This is a genomic window from Legionella antarctica, assembly GCF_011764505.1.
Lineage (GTDB): Bacteria > Pseudomonadota > Gammaproteobacteria > Legionellales > Legionellaceae > Legionella > Legionella antarctica.
Genome location: NZ_AP022839.1, coordinates 956112 through 968831 on the forward strand (window position 1 = coordinate 956112; position 12720 = coordinate 968831).

The following is a 12720-nucleotide window of genomic DNA, read 5'->3' on the forward strand; positions in this document are numbered from 1 at the left end:
AACTTAGGTTATAGAAAGCAGGACATCTTTTCTAACTTAGAGTACAATTTGTACTTTTTCTATCGCAAACTCAAAAAGCGATACGGGTGGAGCACTAATGAGTAGTTATATAATGAAAGAAACGGAAGAGCTGGTTACTATCCTTGATTTTCTACGTTTCAGTTTAACCAGTGCTTCCAGAGCACATTTGTATTATGGACACGGTACTGATAACGCATGGGATGATATGCGTTCGCTAATTTTGAGAAGTTTGGCTTTGCCTTATGATTTGGATCCTCATCTGCTCAATGCACGGCTTACTGCAAGTGAAAAGAAACATTTATGCCAGCAATTGGATAAGCGCATTAATCAGCGAGTTCCGGTTCCTTATCTAATCAAAGAAGCTTATTTTTGCGACTTGCCATTTTATATCGATGAGCGTGTGTTGATTCCTCGATCACCCATAGCTGAATTAATTAATAATCAATTCTCACCCTGGATAGAAGCTGAGAATGTTCATCACATTCTAGATTTATGTACTGGAAGTGGCTGTATTGCTATTGCCTGTTGTTATGCCTTCCCCGATGCGCAAGTGGATGCTGTTGACATTTCTTCAGAAGCTCTTGCCGTAGCCGCGATTAATTGTGAACAACTGGAAGCAGGTGATCAACTTGCTTTGATCGAGTCCGATTGTTTTAATAACATTCCACCTCAGCAATATGATTTAATCGTCAGTAACCCGCCTTATGTGGGTAAAGAAGAGATGCAGACTTTGCCGGATGAATATAGGCATGAGCCCGTTTTGGCCCTGGAAACGAGTAATAATGGTTTGGCAATTGTTGAAAAAATTCTTGATAACGCCCATGCTTATCTAAAGGATGGAGGTATTTTAGTAGTAGAAGTTGGCAACAGTGAAGACGCTTTATGTGAGGCTTATCCCTTAGTGCCGTTTACCTGGCTTGAGATGAGTCACGAAGGCCAGGGTGTATTTTTATTAACTAAAGAACAGTTAAAAGAGTTTTTTAATTAAGCGAGTAGGCCATGTCAGGAAATACGATTGGAACATTATTTTCAGTAACCACTTTTGGTGAAAGCCATGGCCCTGCCATTGGCTGTATTGTTGATGGTTGTCCACCCGGGATGCTTTTACACGAGAATGATATTCAGCCTTTTCTGAATAAGCGTAAACCTGGCCAGTCTAAATACACTACTCAGCGACGCGAAGACGATAAGGTGCAAATTCTCTCTGGTGTTTTTGAGGGTAAAACAACCGGCGCTCCCATTACTTTATTGATTCACAATAGCGATCAACGTTCTAGCGATTATGAAGAAATTAAAAATTTATTTCGTCCTGGGCATGCTGATTATACTTACCACCATAAATACGCTCATCGAGATTATCGTGGGGGTGGGCGTTCATCAGCTCGAGAGACTGCAGCACGGGTTGCTGCAGGAGCTATTGCCCGGTTGTATTTACAACGGAATTTAAATGTGGAAATAGTTGGTTATTTACAACAAATGGGTGATTTGGCATTGCAATTTGAAGAGGAAGCAGAAATCAACAATAATCCGTTCTTCTGCCCGAACAACAAACAAATTCAAGAACTTGCTGATTATATAGAGCGTTTACGCCGGCAGGGTGACTCGGTTGGCGCTCGGGTTAAAGTAATCGCTAAAGGGGTACCTGTTGGGCTAGGGGATCCGGTTTTTGATAAACTGGATGCGACCCTGGCCTTTGCGATGATGTCTATCAATGCCGTCAAGGGAGTAGAAATCGGAGCAGGTTTTAGTTGCGTAACCCAACAGGGTAGTGAGCATCGGGATCAAATGTCCCGGCAGGGATTTTTAAGTAACAATGCCGGCGGAATCTTGGGCGGAATATCTACAGGACAAAATATAGAAATAAGCATGGCATTAAAGCCCACCTCGAGTATTACTACTCCTGGGCAGACAATTAATACCTCGGGAGAAGAAGTGACCATCGTGACTAAAGGACGCCATGATCCTTGTGTTGGAATCCGGGCTGTGCCTATAGCTGAAGCAATGATGGCTCTGGTATTAATGGATCATTACTTGAGACATAAAGCTCAATGTAGATAATTATGATGAAAAAAAGAGGTAATAATGAGCAGACAATTAAATATAGCCATAGTCGGTGCAACTGGTGCTGTTGGGGAAACCTTTTTAACGGTATTACAAGAAAGGAATTTCCCGGTAAAGACCCTTTATCCCTTGGCCAGCTCTCGCTCTGTAGGTAAAACAGTTACTTTTAAAAATCAACAATTAGAAGTTTTGGATTTAGCTGAATTTGATTTTAGCAAAGCGGATCTAGCCTTGTTTTCAGCAGGGGGATCAGTATCTAAAGAGTATGCACCCAAGGCCGTTGCTGCTGGCTGTGTGGTTGTAGACAATACTTCTTGTTTTCGTTACGATGCTGATGTTCCTTTAGTAGTACCTGAGGTGAATCCACATCGGATTGCCGATTATACTAAAAAAGGCATTATTGCTAATCCAAATTGTTCTACCATCCAGATGGTAGTTGCTTTAAAACCTTTGTATGATGCTGTCGGAATTTCCCGGATTAACGTTGCTACATATCAGTCAGTATCAGGCACTGGTAAAAAAGCAATCAGCGAACTCATCGCTCAGATGGCCGATCTGTTGAATGGCCGCCCAGCAAAAGTTGACGTTTATCCGCAGCAAATCGCTTTTAATGCCATTCCTCACATCGACCAGTTCGAAGACAATGGCTACACCCGTGAAGAAATGAAAATGGTTTGGGAAACACGTAAAATTATGGAAGATGAACGCATCATGGTTAATCCAACTGCAGTTCGGGTTCCTGTGATTTATGGTCATTCGGAAGCGATTCATGTCGAATTAAAAAAACCAATGACCGCAGCTCAGGCTCGTACCCTTCTTTCAAAAGCTCCAGGGGTTAAAGTGATTGATAATATTGGTAAAGCAAGTTACCCGACAGCAATAAAAAATGCGGTAGGACAGGATGAAGTATTTATAGGACGTATCAGGGAAGATATTTCTCATCCTTGTGGTTTAAACTTATGGGTGGTTGCAGATAACATTCGCAAAGGAGCGGCAACGAATGCAGTGCAAATTGCAGAAATTCTGCAAAGAGAGTTTTTATAATTAAGACAAAATAAAAGATCAATTTATTGAAGTAAATATCTTTCTATGCGGCTTGGGTGAGAGCGATAGCTGTAACCCGGCGCACTGCCACTAAGTTAAGGATTTTACACCGAACCGTTCGGGCTGAGGAGAGGCAGCAGCCTCGTATCGAAGCCCTAGTGCATAGGCTTCGAGACGGCGTAAACGCCTCCTCAGCCCGAACGGATCGAGATAAATTTGAACAAAATCCTTAATTTAATAGAAGTGTAACCCGGGGTGTGGTGACATATCATCTCATAGCCCAAGCTAAAAATTTAGCCGTGCCTTTTCTCGATCCGTTCGGGCTGAGGAAGCGCTTTAGCGCTGTCTCGAAGCCTTTCTGGTCTTGGCGTAGAGGCTTCGAGACAGTGTAAATGCCTCCTCAGCCCGAACGGCTCCTGTGTATGTATAAGATTCTGTGATGAGCAAAAATCTCCTGGCTCGACGGCTATGCACGTCATCTCGGATTGCGCAGCGTACACAGTTGATGTTCCAAAAGAAATGTCCCAAACTACGGCAGCTTGGTACTAATAACGGAAACATGTTCAATTGTTCGTATCCTGTCAGAATCGCCGGGTAAGTGTCTGCCACTGAGTCCGGATTAATCCGAGCCGCGCGCGTCAGCAAGCGGAATTCTTTAAAAATATTCAAAATACCTATTGACACGGTTTTTCTGTAAAACTGATGTTTTTCCATATCAAACGTAAGTCATGCAATATGCATGCCCTAAGATCCCCAAGATCACAATGTAGCCCCTTTCACTAATAAAACATCTCCCTCCTGAGGTCAGATTTTTTCTTAGCCCTTAGTGGCGTTAAAACTCGAAAAATGCGTTCAAAAAAAGTCATGTTATGATTGCCGTATCAGCATTAGTAACGCAGTGGTAGATGATGAAACGCCAAGAAATCAAACAAGTTTTAGATGAGTTAACAAAAGATATCGATAGTCTTGCCGACAAAAAGGCCGTGACTATCATTAAGGTATTGGTTAATTTGGTCGAAATGCTTGCCGAAGAAAATGCTTTGCTCAGAGAGGAAAACCAAGTATTACGTGATGAGATAAACCGCCTTAAGGGTGAACAGGGCAAACCTAATATTCGCGGTCAATCCAAAGGTAGCAATGGCGATAATACAGGCAATTCCAATCATTCATCTGAAGGAGATCGCAATAAACGTGGTAAAGGGAACAATAAAAACACAGGCAAAGACAAAAAAAACGTACGTATTGATAGACGTGTTACGATTGCTCTGGACAAAGCAACGCTGCCAGATGACGCCAAGTTCAAGGGTTTTGAGATTCGAATCATCCAGGATCTAAAAATCATCACGGATAATGTTGAATTCAAGCTGGAAACGTATTACTCACCATCTTTGAAAAAAACCTTTATTGCGCCGATTCCTGGCGAATATAAGGGCAGTGAATTTGGTCCTGGGGTTAAAGCGCTGGTCATCACATTATACCGTGATGCAGGGATGACGGAGAGCGCCATTGAGCGCTTTTTAAAAACATGTGGTATTCAAATATCACATGGTAAAATTGCTTCCATGCTGACAGAAGGCAATGATATTTTTCATCAGGAAAAAGAAGATATTGTCGATGCCGGTAGCAACGCAGGCTTGTACCAGCAGATGGATGACACAGGCAGTCGTGTTAACGGCAAAAATCACTACACCCATGTTTTATGTAATGACTTTTTTACAGCATACTTCACTCGTCGTAAAAAAGATCGCTTGACCTTATTGGAGTTGCTGTGTCGAGACCAATTAAAGTTTATGTTTAATCAGGAGGCTTATGAGTTAATGGATGAGTTTGGTCTCGCAAAAAAATGGTTGGATCAAATTAAACCAATGCTGCATGCACAACCCCTCACACGTGAATCAATCGATAGTTTGATGGGAACACTTTTTCCAAATCCAAAAAAACACAGCACGAATCGACGCATAATTCTTGAGTCAGCAGCTCTTGCCTATTATCAGCACTCGAAATACTTCATCCATTATTTAATGACAGATGATGCGCCTCAGTTTAATAAATTGGCCCTACATCATGCGCTGTGCTGGATCCATGAAGGTCGTCATTATAAAAAACTCACTCCATTCTCAGATATGAATCAGAATATATTGGCTGTATTTCTTGAGCAATTATGGGATTTCTACCATGCATTATTGACTTACAAGACGGCTCCATCTCAATCAATGGCCCAACAACTATCAATGCAATTTGATACTTTGTTCGCAACCACGACAGGCTATGATGTTTTAGATCAACGCATTGCAAAGACACGTGCTAAAAAACAAGCGTTATTATTGGTGTTAGACCATCCATTTCTGCCATTGCACAACAATGCCTCTGAATTAGGGACACGGTTTCAAGCAAGGATACGCGACATCAATCTCCAAACGGTCTCCCAAAATGGCACCAAATCAAAGGATACGTTTGCCACGATTGTACAGACGGCCAGAAAACTGAAAGTTAACGTTTATCAGTATATTTACGATAGGGTGACTAAAAAATTTGAAATGCCATCATTGGCTGAATTAATCTTACTTAAAGTGCGGCAGGTTCCATGCACCACATAAGCATCTCGAGATAATTCCGCTTGCTGACGCGCGCGGCTCGGATTAGTCCGGGCTCAGTGGCAGACACTTACCCGGCGATTCTGACAGGATACAATTGTTCGCTTTTATTTTTAGGTATATACTCAATTTATGGGCATAATAAAAGAAACAGAGTGCTTAAAGCGTTTAGTACTAGTCTGTTCTATTTTTATAAATAATGTTCTACTTTCTTTAACCTAAGTTATACTTTAGTTATAACTGTTTAATTATAGAGAAAAATGGCTAAAAATTATTCTTTATCTGATTTTATTAGCGAGCCTGTTTTTTCTGACTCTATTTTGTCATACTCCAATCCAAGAGTACCCACGAAAAGGTTTCATGCGCTTAAAAATGGCCAAATTTCCTGGGATGGAATGCTGGATTTAAAAGGCTTTAAAACCGAAGCTGCTCGAGAAACCTTATCTCAGTTTGTCCAAAAGCAAGCACAAAGTCATGAGCGATGTTTGCTGATTATTCACGGAAAAGAAAGCAGTCATGGTGCACCACCCTTAATAAAAAACCTCCTGAATCAATGGTTGCCCCAATTTGATGAAGTGTTGGCTTTTCATAGTGCTCAGGCTGACGATGGTGGGCTTGGGGCAGTATATGTATTATTGAAAAAAGTATCTCAAGCTGAATTGCCTGGACGATTGCCGCCTAAAAACCGCGAAAGTTCTTTTTTAGTGGCTGAAACCAAGTCCATGGAACGAAAAAGACGACTTGCAGAACAACAGGGTGAGCGACAATTAGCACCAGTTAAAGCGCGAGAACATTCCGATGAAGAATTAAAAAGCAGTCCAGAGGGAGAGTTGCAAAATACTATTTTGCAACATCCTGAATTGGATAGTCAGCGCTTTGACGGAATAGATCCTAATTTGAATCCCGAGCCTCCATTAAATACCGAAGCGCGACGTGAATTTGATAATGAGAAAAGAGAACAGGAAAAAGAAAAACAATTACGTCTGGGCAATATGCCTAAATTCACCTCCGCCCCTACTCCCAGGGGGCCATAAATGACTATTGCGAGTGATATTATCAGCCATCGAATGCCTGAGTTTGAAGCCTACTTACGTGAAGGGGATTCTCTGGATGATATTGATGAGTACGGCTTTACTCCATTAATTGAATGCGCCATAACCCGTCAGGTCAAGATTGCTGAACAGTTAATTAATCATAAAGTGGATGTGAACAAACCTGACGTCACCGGCCGTACTCCGCTGCATTGGGCTGTAGATAATAATGATTTGGAGATGGCCCGCTTGTTGCTAACTCATGGGGCTGATGCTAATGCATACACCCGAAATGGGCTTGCGGTATTAGTCTATCCTGTACTGCGAGGACAAGACTCTTTAAAACATTTGCTCTATCAATTTGGTGCGAAACTTGATTTTGCTCAGGATTTTATTAATGCCAAACTTTTAGGGCATCGATTTGAGCTTCAGGGTGATGTGGATATCGTCAATGCCAAAGGTGAATTTATTGAGTTAGACTATGAAGGATTTATTTTAGAGTTTACAGTTGCTGTAGTTAAAGACTCCTTACGTCGTTTCATCAGTAGTTATTCTACTCGTCACCTAAGAGACTATTTTCCCTTCATCCATAACATTATGGATGCATTTACAGATGCTGCTGAACTCTTGCAATACCAACATCAGCCCAGACTTAATGAGATACACATTAAACGTATTGGTGATTTACTAAAATCACCCATGTTAATTCTTCCCGCAGCCAGTCGCGGACATGCCCTTGGTTTTGTACGTTTTCATCAGTGGTGGGCGAAAATTGACAGAGGTGAAAACAGTTTAAAGGAAGGCAGCGCCAATATTTACAGGATAACAAGGCCCGAAGCCCTGACCACTCAATTCATCCAGGATTTTCTTTATAAAAAACAAAACAGACGCTATTTCCATCATGTGATTAACCAACAATTAGGTTTATTGCCTATAGCCCAGTTACCTATTAGCCCACAGATTAGTGGTAATTGCTCCTGGGCTAACGTTCAGGCTGTAGTTCCAGTTGCTTATGCCATGCAAGAATTAAGTAATGTTGATAATTTTAACCCTGATGGTGCAATGCACATTCATGATGAATGGGTCGAATGGGATAAAGACAGAGCATTGGATGAGAGCATTCAGCGCTTCTATATTGCTAGCCCTGAGCGCAAAGCAAGCATTGTCGCCATGCTTGGTGCTGTTTTGTTTCAAGCCTGTGATCATGGGATTGCCCTGCATTTGGAACGAGCAGAAAAAATACTGAGTATTATGATTTTGCCTGAGTATTATTATGTTTTAAAAAGTTATCTGGATGAATATTGTATTAAACGATTGACACGCAAGGGTAATAATTTACTTAAGCTGCTTGATGATTGTGGGGTGAATCCTAATATTGGAATCAATCCTATTGCAACAGGATTGTAAGTAGCAGCCAGGATCAGCTAACTTTACCATCTCACAGGATGGGCTGGGGCTGACTAGGTCAAGGATTTCATCTCGCTCCGTTCGGGCTGAGACGGCGTAAACGCCTCCTCAGACCGAACGGAGCGAGGAAAATTTGAACAAAAAAACTTAACCTAATGGTCGTGGGGGTGGGGCGTTACAAAAATATTAATTTTGCTTTGGAAACTCATCTTTAATTTTGTAAAATTGATCCCATTCAAAATCTATATAATCTTTGATTATTTTTTTTATTTCCTCCTGTGCACCATCCATGGTAGGAAACTCAGTAGCAAAATTTATTTTTGGATTATTGGATTGTTTATTTCTAAGACACTCCGCATAACCATAAGCTTTGTATAAATTAAGATAATTTTTCTCAGGTTTTATATCATAGTTTATTTTAAATTCCCTATAGGTGTATTCTTTCATTTAAATTCCATGCTCCAAGTCAGCTGATTATGAATTAATTATAGCTTATTATCTTATTTTGGCTTTCCTGGACATCAATTTGTACACAGCTGCTCAGACTAAGTTCCCGAAAACACCCAGAGAAGATGCGCGAAAAACGTACATTGTGTGAATAAAAAGTATCATTACAGGCGAAAATATTGTATAATTATACGTCATACATTTCTACATCAGGATAACGCGTGAAACTTAAACATATTATAATGGGTACATCCCTAAGAGCAACTTTGACATGGTCTGATAATGAACCACTTCGCCCTGTTTTTTTTAAGCCTTATAAATCTCCATCAGATGTGTTTTTTAGAACGACTTCAATTGGTACTGACTCTTTATTTTTCACAGTTGGAACGGCATATTATGCTTTAGTAGCAGGATTTGAGTTTTTAAAAAGCATTGCAAATTTAATAACCTTAGATTTCATTGCCGCTAAAGAAAATATCGTTGATGCGCGCGATGCCTTAATTGGTGCATTGATCCTGTTTGTTGGTGTAATAGCCAGTCCGTTCATTAACTTGGTTGACTTAATTGGTGGCGGAGTAACGTCTTTAATGCAAAATGAAGAAGAGGAAGAACAACTCGAAGCCACACTAGCTAATAATTCGTGATGTTACTTCACTTTGAGGTTTGCAGTTGTGTCTGCAAGCCTGACTTTTTTATAATGTCGTTATCTCAGTAAATAGTTTATCCTTTATATTTTGTATCAACATCTTAAAATCCAATCAAATGCAACGTTAGCAGCATAAACTGACTGTACTGTTCATTCCTGTAACATTAGCTTCAAAATAGAACAATAGATTTGAAGGGTGATCTCAGGGAGCCTTGGTTATCTTGCCCCACTTTCTTGACTTGTAAATCAGAGTTGATATTGTAGAACAGAACAAGACGAGATGAACAAGACAGATAAGGTAATCCTGAATGACTGAATTTTTTCAACTACCGCCTGAACTTGGCAATCAGTATGATGAAGACCGGGTTCTTAAGTCTTATCTTGAATGGAAGCTTCCTCCCAATGTTCTCGCAGAGATTGTACCCGAGTTGCAGCGGATGGGACAAAGAGCGATTAGCGATATCTACCATTTAGGTCGGGCTGCTGAAGCCGAACCTCCTCGGCATATTCCTTATGATCCCTGGGGTAGAAGGATAGATTTAATTGAAGTGTCCCAGGCATGGAAGGATCTTGATAAAATTGCAGCAGAAGAAAAATTGGTCGCTATTGGCTATGAACGCAAACACGGTGCTTTATCACGTATTCATCAATTTGCTAAATTATATCTCTTTCACCCTTCTTCAGCGATTTACACCTGTCCTCTTGCCATGACTGATGGAGCAGCACGAGCACTGGAGCTTTTTGGAGATGAATATCTCAAGAAAAACGCGTTGCTCCATTTGATTTCATCCGATCCAAGTCAGTTTTGGACCTCCGGTCAATGGATGACAGAGCGCACCGGTGGTTCTGATGTGAGTAACACCTCCACTATAGCTAAACCTGATGGTTCTCAATTTCGCCTTTATGGTGTCAAGTGGTTCACTTCAGCAACGACTTCTCAGATGGCTATGACGCTTGCTCGTATTGAAGGAGCTCCCGAGGGAAGTAGGGGACTTAGTCTTTTTTATTTGAAACTTCGAGATCAAGAAGGCAATCTTAATGGTATCCGTATCAATCGCCTGAAAGATAAACTGGGCACCCGCGCTCTTCCTACCGCAGAGCTGACACTAGATGGTGCATTCGCCACAATGGTTGGAAGACCGGGCAATGGTGTAAAGAAAATCTCCTCCTTGTTTAATATTACGCGAATTTACAATGCCTGCTGTGCTGTTGGATATATGCGACGAGCTATTGCTCTTGCCCGTGATTATGCCAGTAAGCGTATTGCTTTTGGTCGTCCTCTTTCAGAACATGGGTTGCATCTTGAAACGCTATCAGCACTTCAAGTTGAATTTGAGGCTGCTTTTCATTTAGTATTTCACGCCATTGAGCTTTTGGGAAAAGAGGAGTGATGTGGTCTAATGGATTTGTACACTCCAGATAAGAGATAATCATCTTAACTGGAGGTAATAAAATGGGTGCAACGAAATATACTAAAGAATTTAAACTAGACGCTATTAGTCTTGTTTTGGAGCAGAATTATACGCAATCAGAAGCTGCACAAAGTCTGGGCATTGATTCCAGGTTGATAAGCCGGTGGATCAAAGAACACTCCAAAGAGGAAGGGCAAGCATTTAGAGGTAATGGTAAATTAACTGACGAACAACTAGAGATACGTCGTTTACGAGAAGAATTAAGACGCGTAACAATGGAAAAAGAAATATTAAAAAAGGCGACGGCCTTCTTTGCAAAAGAAATGAAGTGAAATATTCATTTATTGCCCAGAATAAGAAGGCCTGGCCAATTGACGTGATGTGTCAATTGCTGGGTGTTACAAGAAGTGGTTTTTACAATTATCTTAAATGTAATAAACCACCAGATCCATTGCATGTGGAGATGCTTGATTGGGTTAAAAAATTAGCAGAATCAAGCCATTATACTTATGGAAGCCGTCGAATGAAAAAAGCATTAAATGCATTAGGTTATCCTGTTGGGAGAAATAAAGCCCGAAATCTAATGAAGGAAGCAGGAATACACGCACGTTACAGAAAGAAATATAGGGTAACAACAAACAGCAAGCATAAGCAGCCTATATTTGAAAATGTACTTAATAGACAGTTTATTGTAGAAAAGCCTAATCAAGCTTACGCCTCCGATATTACCTATATTTGGACACAAGAGGGTTGGTTGTATTTAGCTGTTGTTATCGACTTGTTTTCAAGAAAAGTTATCGGTTGGAGTATGAGTTCGCGGATGAAGGCAAGCCTGGCTTGTGACGCCCTTAAAATGGCGCTTTGGCAACGCAAACCCAATACTGGAGTAATAACCCATTCCGATCGAGGCGTTCAATATGCGAGTAATGCTTATCGCATGCTATTAACTACTTATGGTTGCATCGGTAGTATGAGTCGTAAAGGTAACTGCTGGGATAATGCTGTTGCTGAAAGCTTTTTCGGGAGGTTAAAACAAGAGCGAGTCCAATGGCGCAATTACCAAACTCGCTTTGAGGCACAACAAGACATCCTGAATTATATTACAATGTTTTATAACAGTAACCGCTTACATTCATTCCTTGGATATAAAAGTCCAAATCAGTTTGAAAATGAGCAAATAATACAATTAAAAAAAGTCGCTTAACTGGTGTGTATCAATTTGCTTGACCACATCAGAGCTTGGCCAAGCAAGCGGATCGGAGTCGGCCGTATTAAGGATTTTAACCCCATTGGCTAAGCTGTATACTGCAAAGCAAGCCATTGCCGTGGTGAGTGAAGCATTGGAGGCCTTTGGTGGGGCAGGTTATGTCGAAGACACCGGTCTTCCCCAATTACTTCGTGACGCTCAGGTTTTATCCATTTGGGAGGGAACGACTAACATCCTGAGTCTTGATGTATTAAGGGCTATCCGAAAAGAAAACGCAGGAGAACCTCTCTTGCAGGATATTGTGGATCGGATGGTTGGTATTGACCTGCAAGAGCTTGCCTCATCTAAAGAAAGAACCCTGAGTGCTGTAGCGAACCTTAAAGAGTATATGAATTCGATGTCGACCATGAGCGAGGAGAGCCAACAGGTCGCTGCGCGCCGTTTAGCATTTAGCATGGCTCAAACTTATGCGGCCAGTTTACTCCTGGAGCATGCGAATTGGGCTGCACTGAAAGGTGCTAATCCATTAGCCGCAATTACGGCGATAAGATGGTGCTCCCACAGTTTAACCCAGGTCCTGCATCCGTCAGAGGCACATTGCAATGAGTCCCGAATGCTGGGACTTGATGTAGGGGAGTAAGTTCTCTCGAGTCACTTAATTGTTGACTCAACTATGACTTACTTTGATGTAAACGCTGTCATTCATTTGAATGAAAATCCCAATAGTATTTGCAATTAATGGATAGAAATATATTAATATGAAATAAAAATATACATTAATGCCTGATTAACATGCTATTTTAGCTTAAACTCACTTTTATGGGCATCCAGTACGCGCACAGGTATGGTG

At 41.1% G+C, this 12720-nt stretch carries 11 protein-coding genes; 10 read left to right on the forward strand and 1 reads right to left on the reverse strand.

Annotated features, from left to right (window positions below; genetic code table 11):
- The first annotated feature begins 97 nt into the window (after window positions 1-97).
- The 6 genes from prmB (at window position 98) to ankH (ending at window position 8158) form a co-directional block, all read left to right on the forward strand.
- Entirely contained in the window at window positions 98-1009 is a 912-nt protein-coding gene (gene prmB / locus HRS36_RS04650) for a 50S ribosomal protein L3 N(5)-glutamine methyltransferase (protein WP_173236425.1), read from the forward strand.
- Window positions 1010-1020: 11 nt separating this feature from the next.
- Window positions 1021-2079: a chorismate synthase gene (gene aroC / locus HRS36_RS04655; protein ID WP_173236426.1), complete on the forward strand. Its 1059-nt coding sequence runs from the start codon at window positions 1021-1023 to the stop codon at window positions 2077-2079.
- A gap of 24 nt (window positions 2080-2103) precedes the next feature.
- The gene (locus HRS36_RS04660; RefSeq protein WP_173236427.1) at window positions 2104-3126 is read left to right on the forward strand and encodes an aspartate-semialdehyde dehydrogenase; all 1023 of its coding nucleotides are present in this window, start codon (window positions 2104-2106) and stop codon (window positions 3124-3126) included.
- A 905-nt stretch (window positions 3127-4031) separates the two neighbouring features.
- Window positions 4032-5723 carry an IS66 family transposase gene (locus HRS36_RS04665; RefSeq protein WP_173235423.1) on the forward strand — a complete coding sequence of 564 codons (1692 nt, stop codon included), beginning with the start codon at window positions 4032-4034 and terminating at the stop codon, window positions 5721-5723.
- A gap of 257 nt (window positions 5724-5980) precedes the next feature.
- Window positions 5981-6754: a Smr/MutS family protein gene (locus tag HRS36_RS04670; protein ID WP_173236428.1), complete on the forward strand. Its 774-nt coding sequence runs from the start codon at window positions 5981-5983 to the stop codon at window positions 6752-6754.
- Window positions 6755-8158, forward strand: coding sequence for a Dot/Icm T4SS effector AnkH/LegA3 (gene ankH / locus HRS36_RS04675; RefSeq protein ID WP_173236429.1), 1404 nt, complete (start codon window positions 6755-6757; stop codon window positions 8156-8158).
- A gap of 186 nt (window positions 8159-8344) precedes the next feature.
- Here the strand turns inward: ankH and HRS36_RS04680 are convergent, their stop codons facing one another.
- Window positions 8345-8605 carry a hypothetical protein gene (locus HRS36_RS04680; protein ID WP_173236430.1) on the reverse strand — a complete coding sequence of 87 codons (261 nt, stop codon included), beginning with the start codon at window positions 8603-8605 and terminating at the stop codon, window positions 8345-8347.
- Between the two features lie 221 nt (window positions 8606-8826).
- On the opposite strand from HRS36_RS04680, the gene HRS36_RS04685 reads away from it, so the two are divergent.
- From HRS36_RS04685 to HRS36_RS18605, 4 genes are all read left to right on the forward strand, one after another.
- The gene (locus HRS36_RS04685) at window positions 8827-9249 is read left to right on the forward strand and encodes a hypothetical protein (protein WP_173236431.1); all 423 of its coding nucleotides are present in this window, start codon (window positions 8827-8829) and stop codon (window positions 9247-9249) included.
- A 310-nt stretch (window positions 9250-9559) separates the two neighbouring features.
- On the forward strand, window positions 9560-10642 hold the full coding sequence (locus HRS36_RS04690; protein ID WP_226905575.1) for an acyl-CoA dehydrogenase family protein: 1083 nt from the start codon (window positions 9560-9562) through the stop codon (window positions 10640-10642).
- A gap of 62 nt (window positions 10643-10704) precedes the next feature.
- Window positions 10705-11867 (forward strand): IS3 family transposase gene (locus tag HRS36_RS04695; protein WP_226905474.1). Its coding sequence is split into 2 segments (ribosomal slippage): window positions 10705-10966 and window positions 10966-11867, totalling 1164 coding nucleotides; the frame shifts between segments, so codons are not numbered across the junction.
- An 85-nt stretch (window positions 11868-11952) separates the two neighbouring features.
- On the forward strand, window positions 11953-12510 hold the full coding sequence (locus HRS36_RS18605; RefSeq protein ID WP_267313932.1) for an acyl-CoA dehydrogenase family protein: 558 nt from the start codon (window positions 11953-11955) through the stop codon (window positions 12508-12510).
- Window positions 12511-12720: the final 210 nt, after the last annotated feature.